The sequence below is a fragment of the Catellatospora sichuanensis genome, from assembly GCF_007483665.1.
In the GTDB taxonomy this organism is placed as follows: domain Bacteria; phylum Actinomycetota; class Actinomycetes; order Mycobacteriales; family Micromonosporaceae; genus Catellatospora; species Catellatospora sichuanensis.
The window spans coordinates 450,679-472,737 of the sequence record NZ_VIQO01000001.1; the positions used below are offsets into that span (position 1 = coordinate 450,679).

19 protein-coding genes and 1 pseudogene are annotated in these 22,059 nt (G+C 71.3%); 2 read left to right on the plus strand and 18 right to left on the minus strand.

Going from position 1 to position 22,059, the window contains the following annotated elements; translation table 11 throughout:
* The first annotated feature begins 32 nt into the window (after window positions 1-32).
* The gene (locus FLL47_RS16900) at window positions 33-464 is read left to right on the plus strand and encodes a YbaB/EbfC family nucleoid-associated protein (protein WP_144121456.1); all 432 of its coding nucleotides are present in this window, start codon (window positions 33-35) and stop codon (window positions 462-464) included.
* Complete coding sequence (locus FLL47_RS16905) at window positions 454-837, plus strand: hypothetical protein (protein ID WP_144121457.1); 384 nt, start codon at window positions 454-456, stop codon at window positions 835-837. The genes FLL47_RS16900 and FLL47_RS16905 overlap by 11 nt, the downstream gene beginning before the upstream one ends.
* A 100-nt stretch (window positions 838-937) precedes the next feature.
* Here FLL47_RS16905 and dnaE read toward each other — a convergent pair whose 3' ends face one another.
* The 18 genes and pseudogenes from dnaE to FLL47_RS16995 all read right to left on the minus strand — a co-directional run bounded on the left by dnaE (window position 938) and on the right by FLL47_RS16995 (window position 21,935).
* On the minus strand, window positions 938-4,471 hold the full coding sequence (gene dnaE / locus FLL47_RS16910) for a DNA polymerase III subunit alpha (RefSeq protein WP_144121458.1): 3,534 nt from the start codon (window positions 4,469-4,471) through the stop codon (window positions 938-940).
* 90 nt (window positions 4,472-4,561) lie between these two features.
* A pseudogene (locus FLL47_RS16915) lies at window positions 4,562-5,500 on the minus strand (MinD/ParA family ATP-binding protein); the annotation flags it as partial.
* Window positions 5,501-5,837: 337 nt separating this feature from the next.
* Window positions 5,838-6,902 carry a hypothetical protein gene (locus tag FLL47_RS16920; RefSeq protein WP_144121459.1) on the minus strand — a complete coding sequence of 355 codons (1,065 nt, stop codon included), beginning with the start codon at window positions 6,900-6,902 and terminating at the stop codon, window positions 5,838-5,840.
* 46 nt (window positions 6,903-6,948) lie between these two features.
* A complete protein-coding gene (locus FLL47_RS16925) occupies window positions 6,949-7,884 on the minus strand; it encodes an RluA family pseudouridine synthase (RefSeq protein ID WP_144121460.1) in 936 nt (311 codons plus the stop codon).
* Window positions 7,878-8,516 (minus strand): signal peptidase II, encoded by a 639-nt coding sequence (gene lspA, locus FLL47_RS16930; RefSeq protein ID WP_246158041.1) that lies wholly within the window; start codon window positions 8,514-8,516, stop codon window positions 7,878-7,880. The genes FLL47_RS16925 and lspA overlap by 7 nt, the downstream gene beginning before the upstream one ends.
* 81 nt (window positions 8,517-8,597) lie before the next feature.
* Entirely contained in the window at window positions 8,598-9,032 is a 435-nt protein-coding gene (locus tag FLL47_RS16935) for a TraR/DksA family transcriptional regulator (protein ID WP_144121618.1), read from the minus strand.
* Window positions 9,033-9,618: 586 nt separating this feature from the next.
* Window positions 9,619-11,097, minus strand: a complete 1,479-nt coding sequence (locus tag FLL47_RS16940) for a potassium/proton antiporter (RefSeq protein WP_425457715.1) — start codon at window positions 11,095-11,097, stop codon at window positions 9,619-9,621.
* A 14-nt stretch (window positions 11,098-11,111) separates the two neighbouring features.
* Window positions 11,112-11,432: a DUF167 domain-containing protein gene (locus FLL47_RS16945; RefSeq protein ID WP_144121462.1), complete on the minus strand. Its 321-nt coding sequence runs from the start codon at window positions 11,430-11,432 to the stop codon at window positions 11,112-11,114.
* A 162-nt stretch (window positions 11,433-11,594) separates the two neighbouring features.
* The gene (locus FLL47_RS16950; protein WP_144121463.1) at window positions 11,595-12,257 is read right to left on the minus strand and encodes a hypothetical protein; all 663 of its coding nucleotides are present in this window, start codon (window positions 12,255-12,257) and stop codon (window positions 11,595-11,597) included.
* 355 nt (window positions 12,258-12,612) lie between these two features.
* Window positions 12,613-13,395 carry a DivIVA domain-containing protein gene (locus FLL47_RS16955; RefSeq protein ID WP_144121464.1) on the minus strand — a complete coding sequence of 261 codons (783 nt, stop codon included), beginning with the start codon at window positions 13,393-13,395 and terminating at the stop codon, window positions 12,613-12,615.
* Between the two features lie 54 nt (window positions 13,396-13,449).
* The gene (locus FLL47_RS16960; RefSeq protein WP_144121465.1) at window positions 13,450-13,746 is read right to left on the minus strand and encodes a YggT family protein; all 297 of its coding nucleotides are present in this window, start codon (window positions 13,744-13,746) and stop codon (window positions 13,450-13,452) included.
* A gap of 24 nt (window positions 13,747-13,770) precedes the next feature.
* Entirely contained in the window at window positions 13,771-14,535 is a 765-nt protein-coding gene (locus FLL47_RS16965; protein WP_144121466.1) for a cell division protein SepF, read from the minus strand.
* A 167-nt stretch (window positions 14,536-14,702) separates the two neighbouring features.
* Window positions 14,703-15,446 carry a YggS family pyridoxal phosphate-dependent enzyme gene (locus tag FLL47_RS16970; protein ID WP_144121467.1) on the minus strand — a complete coding sequence of 248 codons (744 nt, stop codon included), beginning with the start codon at window positions 15,444-15,446 and terminating at the stop codon, window positions 14,703-14,705.
* Between the two features lie 123 nt (window positions 15,447-15,569).
* Window positions 15,570-16,679: a cell division protein FtsZ gene (gene ftsZ, locus FLL47_RS16975; protein ID WP_144121468.1), complete on the minus strand. Its 1,110-nt coding sequence runs from the start codon at window positions 16,677-16,679 to the stop codon at window positions 15,570-15,572.
* A gap of 285 nt (window positions 16,680-16,964) precedes the next feature.
* Window positions 16,965-17,774: a cell division protein FtsQ/DivIB gene (locus FLL47_RS16980; RefSeq protein ID WP_144121469.1), complete on the minus strand. Its 810-nt coding sequence runs from the start codon at window positions 17,772-17,774 to the stop codon at window positions 16,965-16,967.
* Window positions 17,774-19,243: a UDP-N-acetylmuramate--L-alanine ligase gene (murC, locus tag FLL47_RS16985; RefSeq protein WP_144121619.1), complete on the minus strand. Its 1,470-nt coding sequence runs from the start codon at window positions 19,241-19,243 to the stop codon at window positions 17,774-17,776. Before murC ends, FLL47_RS16980 begins: the two co-directional genes overlap by 1 nt.
* Before the next feature lie 26 nt (window positions 19,244-19,269).
* Window positions 19,270-20,400 carry an undecaprenyldiphospho-muramoylpentapeptide beta-N-acetylglucosaminyltransferase gene (gene murG, locus FLL47_RS16990; protein ID WP_144121470.1) on the minus strand — a complete coding sequence of 377 codons (1,131 nt, stop codon included), beginning with the start codon at window positions 20,398-20,400 and terminating at the stop codon, window positions 19,270-19,272.
* Window positions 20,400-21,935 carry an FtsW/RodA/SpoVE family cell cycle protein gene (locus FLL47_RS16995; protein ID WP_144121471.1) on the minus strand — a complete coding sequence of 512 codons (1,536 nt, stop codon included), beginning with the start codon at window positions 21,933-21,935 and terminating at the stop codon, window positions 20,400-20,402. The genes murG and FLL47_RS16995 overlap by 1 nt, the downstream gene beginning before the upstream one ends.
* Window positions 21,936-22,059 lie beyond the last annotated feature (124 nt).

A 22,059-nucleotide genomic window follows, 5' to 3' on the forward strand; every position in this document is an offset into this window, starting at 1 on the left:
CAGTCACCGGCCGTACCAGGGGAGGAACCGCCGTGGCACAACGCTCCGATCGCGATGCCAACTGGGCGCTGCGGGAACGCTTCGCACAGGTGCACGACCAGTACACGCGGCTGCGCAACGGCATGGGCGACCTGCAGACCAGGCTCAAGGCCTACCGGGCGACCGAGAAGTCGCGCGACGGCCTGATCAAGGCCTCCGTCGATGCCCGCGGCCGGCTGGTCAAGCTGGAACTGGAGCCGGCCGCGCTGCGCTCCTACAGCGCCGCGGGGCTCGCCGAGGAGATCACCAAGACGGTCGCGCGGGCCTCCGACGCCGCGGGTGCGGGCGTGTCGGAGCTGATGGCCGAGGTGATGCCGGCGGACTCGGGCGCGATGTCGTTCCTGCGTACCAATGACATGAACGACCTGCTCAAGCGGCACGACGACATCATGGACTACCGGCCGGAGCCGCGCGATGAGCGATGAGATCCCGGTCCGGCAGCTGACCTGGCCCGCGGGCGACGGCACCCACCTCGACCTCGACCTGGCCCGCGACGCCGGCAGCCGGATGACGGCGGCCGGCAAGGACGTGACGGCGCTGCGCAACGGCACCGGCGCGAGCATCGACTCGGCCGGGCAGGCCAAGCCGTGGGGCACCGACGACGTCGGCAACGCCCTGGACAAGGGCTACTCGGAGATCGCGCCGACCATCCTGAACCTGTGGCGGCAGGTCGGCACGGCACTGGAGTCGATGGGCGGCAACATCACCCAAGCGGCCACCGTCACGTCGGACACCGACGTCGCCGCGGCCAAACGCACCGACAAGGCCGCCAACCACCACCCCGACATCCCGGTCTGACCACCGCACGCACTGCGATGATCGCCGTTTCCGGTCAGGAAGTGTGGTCAGACCTCACCTTCTGACCGCAAACAGCGATCAACGCCCGAGCGCGCCTGGCTCAGCTGGCCAGGGCGGACGGGCCGAGCAGGGCCTTCAGGTCAGCCATCAGCGCGGGCACCGGCGAGACCCGCATCGGGCCGAGCCGGTAGGTCGACGACTTCTGGCCGTTGGTGAGGCGCACGTGCACCTCGGCCGGGCCGGGGTGGGTGGACAGCACCTCCCGCAGCCGTTCGACCAGCGGCGGCGTACACCGGTTGGCCTGCAGCGCGAGCACCACGGGCTTGGCGTCGTCAGGCGCGCTGATGTCCGGGATGGACATGTCCATCGCCATCAGCTTGGCCTGGTCGTCGCGGCGGTCCGCGCGGCCCTTGATCACGACGATGGCGTCCTCGGCGATGTACTGCCCGACCAGGTCGTAGGTGTTGGGGAAGAACAGCACCTCGACGGCGCCGTCCAGGTCCTCCAGGGTCGCCGAGGCCCAGGCCTTGCCCTGCTTGGTGATGCGCCGCTGCACGCCGGAGAGGATGCCGGCCAGGGTGACGATCTGCCCGTCGGAGACGCCGCCCTCCTCGTTGAGCGCCGCGATCGACATGTCGGCGGCCTTGCTCAGCACGTGCTGCAGGCCGAACAGCGGGTGGTCGGAGACGTACAGGCCGAGCATCTCGCGCTCGAACACCAGCAGGTCGGTCTTGTCCCATTCGCCCGGCGGGATGGTCGGTGTGACGATCATGCCGGCGCCGCTCGAGTCGGTGTCGGCGAAGGCCGATCCGAACAGGTCGAACTGGCCGATGGCCTCGTTCTTCTTGACGCTCATGAACGAGTCGATGGCGTCGGCGTGCACCGACAGCAGCCCCTTGCGGGGGTGCTCCATCGAGTCGAAGGCGCCCGCCTTGATCAGGGACTCGATGGTGCGCTTGTTGCAGGCCACCGCGTCGACCTTGCGCAGGAAGTCGTAGAAGTCGGTGAACGCGCCCTGCTCCTTGCGGCCGCGTACGATCGCCTCGACCACGTTGCCGCCGACGTTGCGCACCGCGCCCAGGCCGAACCGGATCTCGTCGCCGACCGGGGTGAACCGGGCGGTGGAGGCGTTGACGTCGGGCGGCAGCACCTTGATGCCCATGCGGCGGCACTCGGCCAGGTAGACCGCGGACTTGTCCTTGTCGTCGCCGACGGAGGTGAGCAGCGCCGCCATGTACTCGGCCGGGTAGTTGGCCTTGAGGTACGCGGTCCAGAAGGAGACCAGCCCGTAGCCGGCCGTGTGCGCCTTGTTGAAGGCGTAGTCGGAGAAGGGGACCAGGATGTCCCACAGCGTCTTGATCGCCGCGTCGGAGTAGCCGTTCTCCTTCATGCCGCCCGAGAACGGCACGTACTCCTTGTCGAGGATCTCCTTCTTCTTCTTGCCCATGGCACGGCGCAGCAGGTCGGCGGCGCCGAGCGAGTAGCCGGCCAGCTTCTGCGCGATGGCCATGACCTGCTCCTGATACACGATCAGGCCGTAGGTGTCGCCGAGGATCTCCGACAGCGGCTCGGCCAGCTCCGGGTGGATCGGCACCACCGGCTTGCGGCCGTTCTTGCGGTCGGCGTAGTCGTTGTGCGCGTTGGCGCCCATCGGACCGGGCCGGTAGAGGGCCAGCACCGCGGAGATGTCCTCGAAGTTGTCGGGGACCATGGAGCGCAGCAGCGCGCGCATGGGCCCGCCGTCGAGCTGGAACACGCCGAGGGTGTCGCCGCGGGCCAGCAGCTCGTAGGTGGGCTTGTCCGCCAGCGGCAGCGTCTCCAGCACCACCTCTACGCCCCGGTTGAGCTTGATGCCCTCCAGGCAGTCGTCCATCACGGTGAGGTTGCGCAGGCCGAGGAAGTCCATCTTGAGCAGGCCGATGGACTCGCAGGCGCCCATGTCCCACTGGGTGATGATGGCGCCGTCCTGCTCGCGCTTCTGGATCGGCAGCACGTCCATCAGCGGCTCGCCGGACAGGATCACGCCGGCCGCGTGCACGCCCCACTGGCGCTTGAGGCCCTCGATGCCCTTGGCGGTGTCGACGACCTTCTTGGTGTCCGGGTCGGTGTCGTAGAGCGACCGGAACTCGGCCGCCTCCGGGTAGCGGGGGTGGTTCGGGTCGAAGATGCCGGTGAGCGGGATGTCCTTGCCCATCACCGCGGGCGGCATGGCCTTGGTGATCTTGTCACCGACGGCGAACGGGTAGCCCAGCACCCGGGCCGCGTCCTTGACCGCGGCCTTGGCCTTGATCGTGCCGTAGGTGATGATCTGGGCGACCCGCTCCTCACCCCACCGCTCGGTGGAGTAGCGGATCATGTCGCCGCGCCGGCGCTCGTCGAAGTCCATGTCGATGTCGGGCATCGAGATGCGGTCGGGGTTGAGGAACCGCTCGAACAGCAGGCCGTGCGACATCGGGTCCAGCTCGGTGATCCGCAGCGCGTACGCGACCAGCGAACCGGCCGCCGAACCACGCCCCGGGCCGACCCGGATCTTCTCCCGCCGCGCGTATTCGCACAGGTCGGCGGTCACCAGGAAGTAGCCCGGGAAGCCCATCTTGCAGATAACGTCGAGCTCGTAGTCGGCCTGGCGCAGCCGGTCCTCGGGCACCCCGCCCGGGAAGCGGTCGCGCAGCCCCCGGTGCACCTCGGCGCGCAGGAACGACTCCTCCGTGAACCCCTCCGGCACCGGGAACGACGGCATCAGGTTGCGGTGCGCGAAGACGCTCTTGTAGTCGCCGATCCGCTCCGCGATCTCCAGGGTGTTGTCACACGCCCCCGGCACCAGGTCGTCCCACTGCCGGCGCATCTCCTCGGCCGACTTCAGGTAGAAGTCGCGGGCGTCGAACTTGAAGCGCTTCGGGTCGGCCATCGTCGAGCCGGACTGCACGCACAGCAGCACCTCGTGCGCGTCGGCGTCCTCGGCGTAGGTGTAGTGCAGGTCGTTGGTGACGATCGCCTTGAGGTTCAGGTGCTTGCGCAGCCGGTCCAGACCCTCACGGGCGGCCTTCTCGATGCTGATGCCGTGGTCCATCAGCTCCAGGTAGAAGTTCTCCTTGCCGAAGATGTCCTGGAACTCGCCCGCCGACGCCACGGCCTTGTCGAAGTCGCCGATGCGCAGCCAGGTCTGGATCTCACCGGACGGGCAGCCGGTGGTCGCGATGACACCCTTGCCGTACAGGTTGAGCAGCTCACGGTCGGCGCGGGGCTTGTAGAAGTACCCCTCCAGGCTGGCCTTCGACTGCATCCGGAACAGGTTGCGCAGGCCGTCGGCGTCCGCGGCCAGCATCGTCATGTGGGTGTACGCGCCACCGCCGGAGACGTCGTTCTCGCCGCCGTCGGCCCAGCGCACGCGCACGCGCTCCTGCCGGGCCGTGTTCGGCGTCACGTAGCTCTCCACGCCGATGATCGGCTTGATGCCGGCGGCGGTGGCCTGCTTGTAGAAGTCGTACGCGCCGAACATGTTGCCGTGGTCGGTCATCGCCAGGGCGGGCATCTCGAGGCGGTTGGCCTCCTTGAAGAGGTCCTTCAACCGGGCCGCGCCGTCGAGCATCGAATACTCCGTGTGCACGTGAAGATGCACAAAAGAGTCGCCCACGGCGTACCCACCCCCAGCTAGTCGACGGTACCGCTCAGCCTAGTCCTGCGCTCCGACGCGTTCCACCCGCCGCTCCTGGGGTGCCGGGCGTCACCGGGCGAAGGGTTCCACCATCACCGATGCCGCGTTAAGCCAGGCCCGCTTCGTGGTCTGCTGGAGCGCGCCGTACTCGATCGACGAGCCCGTCTCCAGGGCCGGGTCGAAGGGCACCACGACCACCGCGCGGGTCCGCGTGGCGAAGTGCTTGCGCAGGTCCTCCAGCAGCGGCGAGGTGCCCGGGGTGGCGCACGAGAGCAGCGTCACCGCGTTCTCCGCCAGCTTGCCCAGACCCACCTCGTGCAGCAGGTCGATCATCCAGTCGGCGGTGAACGCGGCGTCCTCGCGCGGCACCGTCGTGATCACGAGCTGGTCCGCGGCGCGGATGACCGTCTGCCAGTTGGCGCTCTCCACGTTGTTGCCGGTGTCCACGCAGACGACATCGTGGGTGCGGCACAGCAGGTCCAGCACCCGGCGCACGGTGTGCTGGTCCAGGCGCTGGGCGAAGCGCGGGTTCTCCTCGCCGGCGAGCACGTCGTACGACCCGTCGGAGGCGTGCCGCAGGTAGTCGTCGAGCCGGTCCTTGAGCTCGTTCAGCGGCGCGTTCTCGATCTCCAGCAGGTCGCTGAGCAGGTGCCGGATGGTGCGCGCGTGCCGAGCGCTGCCGGCCCGCAGCCCGAGCGTGCCGCGCAGCTCGTTGTCGTCCCAGGCCAGCACGCCGCGACCGCGCACGCTGCCGATGGTCGCCGCGGCCAGCACGGTGGCGGTGGTCTTGTGCACCCCGCCCTTGGGATTGGCGAACGCCAGCACCTTCGGGCCGCCCAGCTCTCGCCGCAACACCGAGACGGCATGATCGACGTCGTCGGCCCGGGCCGCGGGACGCCACTCGATCCGCCCGGCGGGCGCGCCGTACGCCGGACCCGCCGGTGAGGCCGTGGCCGGGCCGGCGGGCGCGGGATCGACCGGCGCCGGGTCGCGCGGTGGCGCGGCGCGGGCCCGGTCGAGCAGCACCCGCCAGCGTGAGGTCGCCTCGGCGGGCGTCAGCTCGCCGGGTCGGCCCCAAGCCGTGGGGCCGTCGCCCCGCTGGCCGTTGCGCTCCACGGTGTGCGCCCTCCCCGCCCTGCCAGAGTCATCAATGATCAATGTGGTGCCAGGCTACGCACCTCGACACCAGCTTGACCACCCTATGTGTTCTGGCACCCACACCTCCATACCCTGTCGGCCGATTGCCGCCGAGAAGAGGTGAAGAGGTCTTGCGAACCGGGTCTCCCCCTGCTCAACGAAGCCACTCGATGCAGGGTGCGGACACCCGCGGGGGACGCCCGCACGCTCAGCCCCGCTCCCCGGCGTCGGCCGCGGCCGCCGAGGGAGCGTGCGCCGGGGACGCCGGAGCGGACGCCGTGCTCTCACCGGACGGGCTCGTCTGGGCGACCGGCGACGCGTGCGGCGACGCCGGGTCGGCGCTGGGCCTGGCCGACGCGGGCCCGCTCGGTTCGTCGCCCGGCCGGTCGCTCGGCCCGGCACTCGGCTCGCCGCCGGGCGTGCTGCTCGGCTGCGCACCGGGCGCGGCGCTGGGCGCGGCCGAGGCGGACGGGTCGAGCTGGCCGACCTGCTCCGGCAGCGGGGGCAGGAAGACGGCCCGGTCCAGCCGCCGCACCTCGGGCGCCGGGTCGACGGCGCGCACCTCGGGACGGGAGGCGATCTGGTCCAGCGCCGCCGGGGTCGCCCGCACCACCGCCGCGTAGACGCAGGTGCAGCCCGTGCGGTAGGCCTCGGCCTCGGCCTCGGCGACCGCGGAGCCGCCCAGGTACGTGTCGCGCAGGCGGTCCTCCTCCGCATCGGCGGTGGTCAGCTTGCCGGCCAGGCCCCGGAAGTCCGCCGCGTCGTTGTCCTTGCGCAGGGCGACCTGCTTCATACCGGCCACCACGTCTTCAGGGATCTTGAAGGCCGGGATGCGCACCGACGCGGTCGGTGTCTTGCCCAGCGGCACGCGGGCGTAGACCTCGACCACCGAGACGCCGCCGAGCACCGGCGTGAGCCGCTCGGGTGCCAGGTACGCCTTGAGGCTGACCAGCGCGTACGTCTCCACCGGGGTGGCCGACGGGCGCTTGAGCAGGCCGGCCAGCTCCGAGCGGGCCTGCTTGGCGTACAGCGGCACCGACTGCCCCTGCACGACGCCCACCTGCACCGTCTCGCCGAGGGTGCTCTCCGGGGTGGCCGTGGTCCCGCGGTGCGCGGTCCACACCACGGCCAGCAGCACTCCGGTGACCCCGAGCAGCGCGGCCCCGGTGAGCAGCCGCAACCGCAGCCGCCCGCGTGCGACGCGGACGAAGCCGCCCGCGAGCCGTGGCACTATCACCTGGTCCAGATGCCGCAAGAACTTTTGCGGGCGCATCCCGCGTTCCTCTCATCCGGCCTCGCGCGCCGGGCGCGAGCGCGTGTCAACCAGCCTCTTGCAGCAGGGTGAGGGCCTGCGCGAGATCTGGCGGGTACTCGCTGACGAACCGGACCTCTTGTCCGGTGCCGGGGTGGATGAAGCTGAGCTCACGCGCGTGCAGCCACTGCCGGTGCAGGCCGAGGCGGGCGGAGAGCGTCGGGTCGGCGCCGTAGGTGGTGTCGCCTACGCAGGGGTGCCGCAGAGCGGAGAAGTGCACCCGGATCTGGTGGGTGCGCCCGGTCTCCAGTCTGATGTCGACGAGGCTGGCGGAGGGGAAGGCCTCCAGCGTGTCGTAGTGCGTGATGCTGGGCTTGCCGCCCGACATCACCGCGAACTTCCAATCGTGCGTGGGGTGCCGGTCGATGGGCGCGTCGACCGTGCCCCGCAGCGGGTCGAGGTGGCCCTGCACCACCGCGTGGTAGCGCTTGTCCACCTCCCGGTGCTTGAAAGCCCACTTCAGCGCGCTGTACGCGGTCTCGCTCTTGGCGACGACCATGAGCCCGGTGGTGCCCACGTCGAGCCGGTGCACGACGCCCTGGCGCTCGGCGGCGCCGCTGGTGGCGACCGTCTGGCCCATCGCGGCCAGGCCGCCGATGACGGTCGGGCCGGTCCAGCCGGGGCTGGGGTGGGCCGCGACGCCGACCGGCTTGTCCACCACCACGATGTCGTCGTCGCTGTGCACGATCTGCAGGCCGTCGACCCGCTCGGCGACCACGACGGGGGCCGTGGGCGGGGCGGGCAGGGTCACCTCCAGCCAGCTGCCGCCGTGGACCTTGTCCGACTTGCCGCGGGGCACGCCGTCGACGGTGGCGTCACCGGATTCGACCAGGGTGGCCGCCGCGGTGCGCGACAGCCCGAACAACCGTGAGACCGCCTGGTCCAGCCGCATTCCGTCCAGCCCGTCCGGGACCGGCAGCGAACGGGTCTCGCCCTTCACCATGCCTGGGAGCCACGGTCGGCGGGGACGCTCGCGGAGGCGGTGTCACGGGGGTCGTCCGGTGCCGGCTCGCCGTCGGCCTTCTTCTCGGACGTGATGCGGGTGCCGTCGCGCTGGCGGCCCAGCAGCTCCAGGAGGATGGCCAGGCTCACGCCGCCGACCAGTGCCATGTCCGCGACGTTGAAGATCGGGAAGGCCTGGCCGTGCGGGTCGAACACGCTGATGAAGTCGACCACGTGCCCGTGGAACGGGGCCGGCGCCCGGAAGATGCGGTCGGCCAGGTTGCCGACCACCCCGCCGAGCACCATGCCCAGCGCGATCGCCCACGGCAGCGAGCGCAGCTGGCGGGCCATGAAGCCGATCCAGGTGAGCACGCCCAGGGCGATGATCGGGAAGATGTAGGTGTGGTCGGCGAAGAGGCTGAACGCCGCCCCGCTGTTGCGGGTCAGCGACATGTAGACCGCGCCGCCGAGCAGCTTGATCGGCTCGTGCGGGTCCAGCTTCGTCGCCCACTCCTTGGTGACCAGGTCCAGCACCAGGGCGAACACGGCCATCCCCGCGAAGACCGACACAGCCTTGCCCCGGCTGATCCGACGTGGGGAGTGCTCCGGTTCCCTCTGGTTGTCCTGCTCCACCGACACACTCCCCAAGTCACGGGCGCGGTCGCGCCCTTCGTACGATCATGCCGGGTCGGCCCGCCCGGCCGGAAACCGGCCCTAGCGGCGCTCTTCCAGTTGCTTGCACGTCACGCACAGTGTGGCGGACGGGAACGCGGCCAGCCGCTCCACCGGGATGGGGTTGCCGCACTTCTCGCACCACCCGTAGCTGCCCTCGTCGAGGCGCTCCAGTGCGCGCTCCACCTGCGTGATCCGCTCCAGGATGTTGTTCGCGAGGGTGATCTCCTGCTCGCGCTCGAACGTCTTGGTGCCGGTGTCGGCCTGGTCGTCGCCGGCCGAGTCGGTGAGCCGGTCGCGCTGCAGTTCCGCGATCTCGACGAGCGTGTGGTCGTACTCCTCCTGCAGCTCGTCACGGCGGGCGGTCAGCGCGACGCGGATCTTCTCGGTCTCCGCGGCGCTGCGATCGCCCTTCTTCGCCGCGGTCGCCTTGGCGGCCGTACGGCTGGCGGTCTTGGACTCGGCAGGTTTGACCATGGTCGCTCCCTCGGCCGCGGTCGTGGCGGCGCTCGGCGTTGCCTGGGCGGGGGGATTCTCTTCCGTCCCGGCGGCGTGCCGCCGGGTCGCCGTGGTGGTGGTGCGCGCCGACTTCTTGGCGTCCGCGGCCGTCGCGGCGGGCTTGGCCGCGGTCTTCCGCTCGGGCGCGGCCGTCTTGGCGGCGCGCTTGGCGGTGGTGCTGTCTGAGGTAGCCGTCACCGTCTCCCCCTTCGCCGTGGCCGCCCCCGCGGCCACTGTCTTCACGGAGCGCTTCGGCGCCGCGGTGGTCTTCGCGACGGCCTTCTTCGCCGCCGCCCCGGTCTTGCTCCCGCCTGCCCTCTCGGCCATGGCGTCCCCCAGATGCAAAACGGGCGCGCGGCTCACGCCGCGCACTCCAATAGGCTGGCAAGAATACGGAACGTATGGACGGTCCACAAACATGCCACGCACTGCCTGCCGAATTCCTGTGAGTACCCCGGATCGACCCGAAGTATCCGCAGGAAAGGCACGGATCACCGCGGCCGTGACGGGCATTGCCGCGTCGACCGTCCCTTTCTGGTGAATTTGGCAAAAAGGACAATATCACCTAGTCCCCGTGTTCTCGGCCGTCCTCCCCGAACCAGTGGGCCAGCCGGCCCCGCCGGCTCACGGCCCGCAGCCGACGTTCGGCGTCGTCGCGTACCGCTTCGGTGGCAACGATTAGCAGACTGTCACCCATTCGCAACCTTGTGTCGCGATCGGGTACGAATCCGACACCGTCCCGCAGCACCAGAGTCACCGACGCGCCCACCGGCAGCCGTAGCTCGTCGAGGTGAACGCCGGCCAGACCGGAGCCCGGCGCCACCTCGATCTGCAGCAGCTCGGCGTGCATCCGGTCCAGCGGCGCCGTCTCCACCCGCAGCTCGGTGGCCTCCCCCGGGGCCGTCACGCCCAGCCGGACGGCCACCGCGGGCAGCGTGCCCGCCTGCACCATGGTGAACACCACCACCAGCACGAACACGATGTTGAAGAGGGCCTCGGCGCCCGGCACGCCCTGCGCGAGCGGGATGGTCGCCAGCACGATCGGCACCGCGCCGCGCAGCCCCGCCCAGGACAGGAACAGCTGCTCGCGCCAGCCCACCCCGAACGGAGTGGCGCTGGCCAGCACCGACAGCGGGCGGGCGACGAAGGTCAGCACCACCCCCACCAGCACCGCGGGCACCAGCATCTGCACCAGGCCCGGCGGCGAGACCAGCAGGCCGAGCAGGACGAACAGGCCGATCTGGGACAGCCAGGCCAGGCCGTCGGCGAAACCGAGGATCGCCTGGCGGTGCGGCAGCCGCGAGTTGCCGAGCACCACTCCCGCGGCGTAGACGGCGAGGAAGCCCGAGGCGTGCAGGACCGCGCCGCCGGCGTACGCCAGCACCGTCAGGCCGACCGCGGCCAGCGGGTAGAGGCCCGCCGCGGGCAGCGCCGCCCGGCGCAGCAGCTCCCGGCCCACCACACCGACCAGCAGACCGATCACCGCGCCGGCCGCCAGCTCGTACGCGATGAGCAGGGCCTCCTGCCACCACGGCCCGATGCCCGCCGGGCTCGACAGCAGGATCACCAGCAGCACCACCGGGGCGTCGTTGATGCCCGACTCCGCCTCCAGCGTGGCGACCAGGCGCGGGCGCAGCCGCAGCCGGCGCAGGGTGGAGAAGACGGCGGCCGCGTCGGTGGACGACAGCACCGCGCCGATCAGCGCCGCGGTGCGCCAGTCCCAGCCCAGCAGGAAATGGCAGACCACGGTGACCACCACCACGCTCACCACCACGCCCAGCGTGGCCAGCGTCGAGGCCAGCCCCAGCACCGGGCGCAGCGTGGTCCAGCGGGCGGTGAGGCCGCCCTCGGCAATGATCAGCACGAGGGCGCAGGTGCCCAGCAGGCGCACCAGCTCGGCGTTGTCGAACCGCAGGCCGAACACCGAGCCCAGCAGCACGCCGATGGCCAGGTAGACGAGCAGACTCGGCACCCCGAGGCGGGTGGACCAGCGCACGGCGGCCACCGCGACGAGCAGCACCGCGGCCCCGATCAGCAGGGCCATGTCCAGGTGCGCGATCACCGACCCGCCTCGTGCAGTGCGGTCAGGCGGGCCGCCAGGTCGGCGGGCGGCGTCTCGATCAGGAAGAGCTTGTCCCGGCTGGCCAGGCCGGTGCGTAGCGAGACGCTGGCCGCGGGTAGCGACAGCGCGTCGGCCAGCGCGCGGCGGGCCGCCTCGGTCGCGCGGCCGTCGACGGCGGGCGCCTGCACCGCCACGATCACCGCGATGCCGTGCGGCCCCGGATAGGCGCCGCCGACCCGGGTCCGTCCCGCGCCCGGTTTGACCCGGACCGCGACCACGGCGGGTTCCGTCACCGAGGAGGACCGATCACGTGCCATGACCCATTGTGCCGGAAGCCCCTTCCGGCCATGTGACAGGACCTCCGGTGTCCCGCCCGGGATCACCGACCCGCCCCGGCGCGCCGCCCCGTGAGGCGGCGCGCCGAGCGGTCGATCGCCCCGCCCGAGAAGATCAGCGGGTGCATCGGAGGACCGGGCCGGTCAGACCCGGCGGGCGTCGGCCAGCAGGGCGCTGTCCGGCTCACAGAGGCCGCACGGGCTGAAGCCCAGGTCCACGGCCTCGGACACCGGGAGCGGCTCGTACGGCCGTCCCAGCAGGTGCACGCACCCGGCCACGTGGTAGCGCGGCCGTCCGTCGATCACCAGCACGTCCGCCGACATCCGGGCGATACGCGCCGCGTCAGCCGGGGAGACCCGCTGCGCAACCGGCTCGTCCGGTGGGTCCTCGTCGTCGAAATCGTCGGCTCGCCCGCCCGCGCCCTGCGCCGGCAGCATCACCTCGGTCTGCTGGTATCCAGCAGACATCTGTTCGCTGTCGGTGCGGCCGAGCACCGGCTGGTGCGCCGGCTCGTCGTCCCAGTCGTCCCGTTCGGGAACCCGGGGCGGCACCACAGACCGGCCGCCGGCACGCCGGCCGACCGGTTCGTCATCCTCGTCACCGTCGAACTGCTCGTCCTCGTCTTCGTCGAGGAGCCCGGCCGCGGCTCGCGCGGCAGCAGCCTGGCGTGCGCCCACCACAAGGGCGACCGCGGCCAGCAGGCTGGTGCCGATCGAACCGACGAGCAGACCGCTCGATCCGTCCGTGAGGCCCAGCACGAGCAGCACAACGGCAACGAGGATGAGCAGCAGACTTGCGACTATCACAGCTCACCCCCGCCGCGTCGGCTAGATCCAGGTCTCGGCTGGTCCGGGACACGCTCCTGGGCATCACCCGGGGGGAAGCGCTCACGAACCCGCCGTCTCGCTACCGGCGCGGGATGGTCCCGCACCGGCGAACCCGGGGCGCCGGCCGTGTCACGGCTCGGAGGCACCCAGGCTCGTTTTCTATCTGCGGTGCGACGGCAGCGACGAGGGGTGAGGCTGCCGCGGTGACTCTGGCTGTGCGTGAGGGGTGGTACAGGTGGTGGAACATGCCGCCGGGACCTGCCGCCGCGCCCCGGCGGTCCGCCGAAACGGACCGCCCGGGGACGCCGGTCGTGGCGCCGGTGACGCAGCCGCCTCAGCGGCCGTTGAACGAACCCGAACCCGAGCCCGCGGCGGCCAGGCCACCGCCGGCCGGACGGTCCTCGCGGCCGATCTCGGCCTCCAGGCTCTGACCGCGGCCTTCCAGGTCGCGCAGCTGGCTCTCCAGGTACGCCTTCAGGCGCGTGCGGTACTCCCGCTCGAACTGCTTGAGCGTGTCGATGTGCTGCTGCAGCGCGGTGCGCTTGGCGTCCAGGCCGCTGATCGCCTCCTGGTGGCGCTGGCGGGCGTCGCGCTCGAGCGCGTCGGCCTTCGCCCGGGCGTCCCGGGTGACCTCCTCGGCCTTGGAACGGGCCTCGGACAGCACCTTGTCGGCCTCGCGTCGGGCATCCGACACGTGGTCGTCGGCGGTGCGCTGGGCCATCATCAGCACGCGCAGGGCCTGCTGCTCGCCCTCGGGGCCGGACATCGCCGCCGCGGCCGCCATGCCGCCGCCGCGCAGCTGCTCCAGCTCGTTCTGCATCGCGCGCGCAGCCTGCTCGGCCGCGGACTTGTCGCGCTGCATGCGGTCGAGCTGGGCCTTCATCTCGTTCAGCTCCGCCGCCAGACGCGGGTCGGGGCCGCCGGGGCCGACCGGCTGACGGCCACCGCCGCCACGCTCGACCTGCATGCGCAGTTCGCTGTTCTCTTCGATCAAACGGGCGAGTTCGCGCTCGACCTCATCGAGGAAGGCGTCGACCTCCTCCTCGTCGTACCCCCGCTTGCCGATCGGAGGCTTTTTAAAGGCGACGTTGTGCACGTCGGCCGGGGTGAGCGGCATCGAAACTCCTCGGGTCAGTCGCGGCCGCGTTGGGAACCGGTCACCGGGTGGGGGTCACCCGGCGATCAGTCGCCCGACGATAATCATCAGCACGTAAAGGATAATCAACAGGACGATGGAGCTCAGGTCGATGCTCACGGTACCAATGCGCAACGGTGGGATCACACGCCTCAACGCTTTGAGAGGCGGATCAGTGACGCTCCACACCACCTCGAGCGCGGCGGCCGACCCTCGCACCGGCTGCCAGCGCCGGCTGAACGAGAGCACGTAACCCATCACGAACCTGGCCAGGAGCACCAGGTAGAACACGTAGATCGCGAGATACGCGACCTGCAGCACAGGCGAAAACACGACAGTCGGAGTCCCTCGGTAGGACTAACTCTGGTTGAGGTACCCGCCCTCGGCGATCTTGGCCTTGTCCTCGGCGGTGACCTGGACGTTGGCCGGTGAGAGCAGGAACACCCGGTTGGTGACGCGCTCGATCGTACCCCGCAACCCGAATGCGAGTCCCGCAGCGAAGTCAACCAGACGCTTGGCGTCCGCCTCGTCCATCTCCGTCAGGTTCATGATCACCGGTGTGCCGTCCCGGAACCGCTCCCCGATCTGCCGCGCCTCGTTGTACGTGGTGGGATGCAGCGTGGTGATCTGCGGACGCCGGTCGTCCTCGGCCGTCGCCGCCACCCGCTGCTGCGGCTGCGCCTGGGGCGCCAGCGCCAGGTTGTCGCGTGTCGCGGTGGTGGTCGACGCCGTGGCCGGCGCCGCGGTCAGCGGACGGGTGATCGGACGGACCGTGGCCCGCTCGGCCCGCGCCGCCTCCAGGCGCGCCTCCACGTTCAGCCGGGTGGCCTCCGCCCGCGCCGATTCGCGCGCCGCCTCCAGGCGCGCCGAACCGCTGCGGTCGGCCGCCATCCGGGTACGCGGGACCGCCGGCGCCTCGTCCAGGTCGTCGTCGTCCTCGAAGTCGTCGTTGTACCGGCCCCCGTCACGCGAGTAGCGGTCCTCCGCCCGGTCGCCGCGGCGACCCCCGCGGTCGCGGTAACCGGAGGAATACCCCTTGTCGTAGGCAGGCTCGTCGTACTCGTGCTCGTCATCGTCCTCGACCAGCCCGAGCCAGACACCCGCCTTCCGCAGTGCGCCCATTGCCGCGCCCCTCCGTCCGCCGTGCGGCACAAACCCCCGTGCCTGTGCCGCTCTCGCGCAGACACCAGCTCTCTATCAAAGCCCGCCACCAAGCCGGTGCCTGCTGCACTTCATCTTCACTCACGTGGGTTAACCACACTCGTGTAATTTCGGTGCCAGCCGCCAGGCTACCGCAGGGGTGGTCGCATTCCGAGCAATGCGCTGCCGATGCGCACATGTGTCGCGCCGCACGCCACGGCCTCGTCCAGATCGTCGCTCATGCCTGCGGAGACCACCGTCGCATCAGGATGTTCCGCCCGGATCAGCGCGGCGCACCGGGCCACCTCGGCGAAGGCTCGCTCGGGCGCCCAGTCGAGCGGGGCCACCGCCATCACGCCGCGCAGCCGCAGCGCGGGCGAGGCCGCCACGGCCTGCGCCACGCGCAGCAGCGCCCGATCAGGATCCTCGCCGACGGCCAGCGCGCCGCCCCGCTCCGCGGCACCGTCCACACTGATCTGCACCAGCGCGTCGAGCGGTCCCGGCCGGCCCTCCTCGGCCGCCCGCTGCGCCGCGCCCGCCAGCGCCGTCGCCAGCCGCACCGAGTCGACCGAGTGCACCATCGCGGCGTAGGAGGCCACGGAACGGGCCTTGTTGCGCTGCAGCTGCCCGATGAAGTGCCAGCGCAGGTCCACCCCTGCCGCGGCGGTCTCGGCGGCCTTGGGGGCGGCCTCCTGGTCGCGGTTCTCCCCCACGTCGGCCACCCCGAGCGCGGCCAGGTGCAGCACGTCGGACGCGGGGTAGGTCTTGGTGACCGCGACCAGGGTGATCTCGCTCGGGGGACGCCCGGCCCGCGCCGCGGCCGCGGCGATGCGCTCGCGCACCGCCGCCAGGTTCGCCGCGATCTGCTCGCGCCGCTGCTGGTCAGTCAAGATCCACTCCAGGTACGAAAGAAGCTCCGGTCATGCTGTTCTTACCGCATGGCCGGAGCTTCGATCACGAGAGGCGGGCCGCTCGCGGACCCGGTCTTCAAACTATGCCGACTGCTTCTTGCCGAACTAAGACCCGTTCTTCAGGAAGTCCGGCACGTCCACGTCGTCGAACAGCACCTTGCGCTGCGACTGCGCGGGCGGCGTGCTGGTCGGCGTCGGGTGGCGCAGGGTCGGCGCCTCCACCGGCGGGGTGACCTTGCGCGGGATCTCCACCGGCTTGTAGGACGGCGAGCCGCCGTCGAACCCGGCCGCGATCACGGTCACCCGCACCTCGTCGCCGAGCGCGTCGTCGATGACCGCGCCGAAGATGATGTTCGCGTCCGGGTGGGCCGCGTCGGTGACCAGCTGCGCCGCGTCGTTGATCTCGAACAGGCCCAGGTCGGAGCCGCCCGCGATGGACAGCAGCACGCCGCGTGCGCCGTCCATGCTCTGCTCCAGCAGGGGGCTGGAGATGGCACGCTCGGCCGCCTCCACCGCGCGGTTGTCGCCCCGGGCGCTGCCGATGCCCATCAGCGCGCTGCCTGCGCCGCTCATGACGCTCTTGACGTCGGCGAAGTCGAGGTTGATCAGACCCGGCGTGGTGATCAGGTCGGTGATGCCCTGGACACCGGAGAGCAGCACCTGGTCCGCCTGCCGGAACGCGTCCATCATGGTGATGCCGCGGTCGCCCAGCGCCAGCAGCCGGTCGTTGGGGATCACGATGAGCGTGTCGCACTGGTTGCGCAGCTCCTCGATCCCGGACTCGGCCTGGACCTGGCGGCGCTTGCCCTCGAAGGAGAACGGCCGGGTGACCACGCCGATGGTCAGCGCCCCGAGCTTGCGGGCGATGTTGGCCACCACGGGCGCGCCGCCGGTGCCGGTGCCGCCGCCCTCGCCGCACGTCACGAAGACCATGTCGGCACCCTTGAGCACCTCCTCGATCTCGTCGCGGTGGTCCTCGGCGGCGTTCTTGCCGACGTCCGGGTTGGCCCCGGCGCCGAGCCCGCGGGTCAGCTCCCGGCCCACGTCGAGCTTGACGTCGGCGTCGCTCATCAGCAGCGCCTGCGCGTCGGTGTTGATGGCGATGAACTCCACGCCCTTGAGGCCGACCTCGATCATGCGGTTGACGGCATTGACGCCACCGCCGCCGATGCCGACGACCTTGATGACCGCGAGGTAATTGTGCGGAGGTGTCATCGGACCCTTCCTTCGAGGCTCTTGTGCCACAAGGGCGAGGGCTGCGCCCCCACCCGGCCTTGCTTGCCGCAACGGCGGAGGCGGACCTCCGGCCGGTGCCGCTCCGGCAGCGGTTCGGGGCGGGAACCCTAAACCTCTACTAGAGCCTTACGGTTATGTCAATCATTGTCTTGTACGGAAACGTAAGCGTCGGCACGCTGTGATCCAAGGACCACTGCGGCGTGTCTCGTACTCCACTATGGAGACCTCGCGCACGCCACCGCGGCGGCGAGCCGCCGGACCGGCTCAGCCGAGGGTCACGACCTCCGGCACGCCGCTGACGTCGATGCGCTTGTCCGGCTTGGCCAGCAGGGCGTCCGCCACCTTCGCCTTCATCTCGCTCTCCTCAGCGTCGCCCCAGGTCACGACCCTGTCCCCGGACATTTCCAGCCGGATCCGGGCCGGCCCTTCCACGATCAGGGTGACCAGTTCGGACCGCAGCCGCTTGGTCAGCGACCGCAGAACCGTCAGCGCCGACTGGGTGGAGACGTCCTGGGGACCCGGCGTGGCCAACTGCACCCGCACGACACCGGACGGGACGCCGGAGACCGTACGGTAGATCACACCATGATCATCGAAAAGATCGTACTTCTTTCCGTTGGGCACCGCACCGACCGGCGTCCGCTCGACCACCTCGATGACGAGAGTGGACGGCCAATTGCGGGAGACGGTCACCTCCCGGGCCGGAGGCAGCGCCGCCACCCGGGCGCGCACCGCGTCGGTGTCCACCCGGGCCAGCGGCGTGCCGTCGGCCACCCCCGCCGCGGCCCGCACCTGGTCGGGCTCCAGGATCAGGGCGCCCTCCACCCAGACCTCACGCACCCCGAGCACCGGGGAGACGAAGACCAGCCAGCCCAGCAGGCTCACCACCACCAGCGCACCGGCGGCCAGGCCCAGCCGGGCCACGATCTGCCGGTTGCGGCGCACCCGGCCGGCCCCGGAAAGCGGGATGCGGGTACGCCGCATGAACTGCCGGACCCACGGCGGGACGGCGTCGGTGCCGGCCCGCACGAGCCGCCAGCGCCGCCGCGATCCGTCCTCGGGGCCCTCCGGCATCAGGCCGGCTCTCGCGCGTCCGGTGAGGCGTGACGGGCGACGTACCCGTTCGGGGAGACCGGGTCGGTGCGCTCCGACAGGGCCGCCATGAGCTCGTCGCCCATCAGCGAGATCGGCGGCGCCCCCATGGTCACCACCACGTCGCCCTCGCGGGCCCGGCGGACCACCTCACCCGGCACGTCCTCCCAGGACGGCACGAAGATCTTCTGCTCGGGCGGCAGCGGCACCGCGGCGGTCAGCGCCACCCCGCCCTCGCCGGGCTCACGCACCTCGCCGGGGCCGAAGACCTCCATGATCACGGCCTGGTCCGCGAGCGCCAGCGCGGTGGCCATCTCCTCCTGCAGGTCCCGGGTGCGGTACATGCGGTAGGGCTGGAACACCACCACCAGGCGGCCGTCCCCCGCCACCTCGCGCAGCGTGTGCAGCGCGGCGGTCATCGAGGTCGGGTGGTACGCGTACTCGTCGTAGACGCGTACGCCGTTGACGATGCCCTTGAGTTCGAAGCGGCGGCGCACGCCCGGGTGCGCGGCCAGCCCGGCAGCCACCACCTCGGGATCCACGCCCAGTTTGAGCGCGGTGAGCACGGCCGAGGCGCTGTTGAGGCCGAGGTGCCGGCCGGGCACCGGCATCGAGAACTCGCCCAGCTCCTGCCCGTCCAGCGTGGCCAGGTAGCGCACGCCCGCGGCGGTCGTGGTGATGTCGCTCAGCCGCAGGTCCGCCTCGGGCGACTCGCCGTACGTGAACACGGTGCGGCCCAGCTCGCGCAGCCGGGCCGTGACCCGCATCGCGCCCGGGTCGTCGGCGCAGGTGACCACGAAGCCGTCCGGCTCGACCAGCGTGCCGAACTCGACGAAGGCGTCCTCGAGGTTGGCCAGCGTGCCGTACGTGTTGAGGTGGTCCTCCTCCACGTTCGTGATGATCGACACGTGTGGCCGGTACAGCAGGAACGACCGGTCGCTCTCGTCGGCCTCGGCGACGAAGAACTCGCCGGTGCCGTGGTGGGCGTTCGAGCCCACCTCGGAGATCTCGCCGCCGATCACGAAGGACGGGGCCAGCCCCGCCTGCTGCAGGATCAGGGTGATCATCGAGGTGGTGGTGGTCTTGCCGTGCGTGCCGGCCACCGCGATGGTGCGCCGCCCGGTCATCGACGCCGCGAGGGCCTCCGAGCGGTGCAGTACGCGCAGCCCGCGCTTGCGCGCCTCGGCCAGCTCCACGTGGTCGGCCGGGATCGCGGTCGAGTAGATGACCGTGTCCACGCCGTCCAGGTTCGACACGTCGTGGCTCATGTAGATCGTGCCGCCCAGCGCCCGTAGCGCCGCCAGCGCGGGCCACTCGCGCAGCTCCGAACCGGACAGCGGCACGCCGCGGGTCAGCAGCAGCCGGGCCAGGCCGCTCATGCCGACGCCGCCCACCCCGATCATGTGTACCCGGCCCAGGTCCTCCGCGGTGAGCACACCCGCCGGGATCATCTCCGCCGTCTCCACTGCACGCCTCCCTAGTTTCGCTTCGCCGACGCCAGCGCGTTCAGCAGGAACGCCCGCAGTTGCTCGTCGCCGTCCCGCCGGCCGTACGCCGCGGCCGCGTAGCCCATCGTGGCCAACCGGGCCGGATCCGTCACCAGCGGCAGCACGTTCTGCTCGATCCACTGCGGGGTCAGCTCGGCGTCGTCCACGATAAGTCCACCACCAGCCTCAACGACCGGGAGCGCGTTGCGCCGCTGCTCGCCGTTGCCGTAGGGCAGCGGAACGTAGATCGCGGGCACCCCGAGCGCGGCGGTCTCCGCGCAGGTCATCGCGCCACCGCGGCACAGCGCCAGATCGGCGGCGGCGTAGCCCAGCTCCATCTCGTTGATGAACTTGACCCGCACGTACGGCGCGGCCAGGTCGCTGGGCACCTCGAAGTCCTCGTTGCGCGCGCCGATCACGTGCAGCACCTGCACGCCCGCCGAGGTCAGCGCCTTCGCCGAGGCGGCCACGGCCAGGTTGATCGAGCGGGCGCCCTGCGACGCGCCGAAGACGAACAGGGTCGGGCGGTGCGGGTCCAGCCCGAAGTGGGCGCGGGCCCGCTCACGCAGCGCGACCCGGTCCAGCGTGGTGATGGACTGGCGCAGCGGCACGCCGACCACGGACGCGCCGCGCAGCGACTCGTCCTGGCGCGGCTGGTGCGGGAAGCCCACCGCCACGTTCTCGGTGAAGCGCATGCCCAGCTTGTTGGCGACCCCGGCCGGCACGTTCACCTCGTGGATCACGATCGGCGTGTGCCGGCGCCACGCGGCCAGGTAGGCCGGGACGGAGACGTACCCGCCGAAGCCGACGACCGCGTCCGCCTCGACCTCGTCCATGACCGCGCGCGCCGCCTTGGTGGACCGGAACATCCGGTCCGGGGTGCGCAGCAGGTTCATGTTCACCGAACGCGGCAGCTGGTATGCCGGAATGTGCCGCAGGTCGTAGCCGGCCGCCGGGATCAGCTCCGTCTCCAGGCCGCGCGGCGTGCCCAGGCACGTGATCCGCACCTCGGGATCGTGGCGGCGCAGACAGTCCGCGAACGCCAGCAGCGGGTAGATGTGCCCACCGGTGCCTCCACCGGCCAGCACCACCGACCGCAACCGACCGTCACCTGACACCATCACCGTCTCCTCTCACCCGGACCACCTGCGTTGCCGGACCGTCCCGGCGACCCGCCCGATCGGCGGTCCCCCGAAGACTGTCCACCGGTGCGCGGCGCCGGCTCCTTCGTCTGCACGTCCTTCGGCTGCGCTGTGCGCGCCTTGGCCACCCCCGTCGCCGCGGTCGGCGACGCCGCCGCGTCGGCGGGTCGCGCCGGAGACGGCAGAGGTGGCAACGGCGCCCACACTAGCTGGGCCCACTTCGGGGCCGGACGGGCATGCAGGGCTCGCGCCGCGTCCGGCTCCGCGCGGGCGAACGACGCCAGCATGCCGACCGCGGCCAGGGTCACCACCAGGGCCGTGCCGCCGTCGGAGATGAACGGCAGCGGCAGGCCGGTGATCGGCAGCAGCTTGACCACCCCGCCGATGTTGATGACCGCCTGCGCCACCAGCCACAGCGTCACCGCGCAGGCCGCCATCCGGCGGAACGGGTCGTTGACCCGGCGGGCGATGCGCAGCCCGGTGAAGGTCAGCACGGCGAACAGCGACAGCACCACCAGGCAGCCCACCACGCCGAGCTCCTCGGCGATCACCGCGAAGATGAAGTCGTTGTGCGCGCTGGGCAGCCAGTTCCACTTCAGGCTGCTCTTGCCCAGCCCGACCCCGAACCAGCCGCCGTCGGAGATCGCCAGCAGCCCCTGCTTGGACTGGTAGCACGTGTCGTCGTTGGCGGTGCAGGTGATGACCTCGGCATCGGTCTGGAAGAACGCGCCGAACCGGTCCGACCGGTAGCCGCCCAGGCCGGGCGCGACGATCAGCAGCGCGATACCGGCCAGGCCGGTGCCGATCAGCATGCCGAAGTAGCGCATCGGCGTGCCCGCCGCCCAGAGCAGGCCGATGAACAGGATGAGCAGGCACAGCATGGTGCCCAGATCGGTGTAGCCGACCAGCACGAACAGGAGGCCCACCAGCGGGAACAGCGGAGACAGCAGCTCGCGCAGGCGCACGATCGAGTTGCCCTTGCGGGTCAGCACGTCCGCGCCCCACAGCACCAGCGCGAACTTCGCCAGCTCCGACGGCTGCAGCTGGATCGGCCCGATGTACAGCCACAGCGTCTCGGAGTGGATGAAGCCGATGCGGGGCTCGGGCAGCGCCTTGGAGGCGTGCAGCAGCGCGATGCCGTCCATCAGCACCAGCAGCACGATCGACACGGTCAGCGCCACCGGCGCCATGGCCCGGAAGGTGCGCCGCGGCAGGCGCTGGCAGACCCAGAACGCGGCCAGGCCCACCACCGCGGCGATGACCTGCTGCGCGATGACCGCGAACGCGTTCCCGCTGGCGCTGTACGCCGCGACGCTGGTCGCCGAGTACACCATCGCCAGCCCGATCACCAGCAGCAGACCGGCGCTGGCCAGCAGCAGGTAGTACGAGGCCAGTGGCCGCGACAGCAGCCCGCGCAGGGCGGCCAGCCAGGTGAACAGGTCCACCCGCAGCGCGCGGGGAGCCGGCGTGTCCGCCTCGGCGGGCGGGGCTGCCGTACGGGCGTCACCGGTCATCGAGAGGACTCCGATCTCGGCCGCTGCGGACGGGGTGCTGTTCTGTTGTGCCGTGCTGCCTGTCCCACTCCGGCGAGCCGGCACGGCCGCCCCGCCTTGCGATCGACGTTGGCCTATCACATCG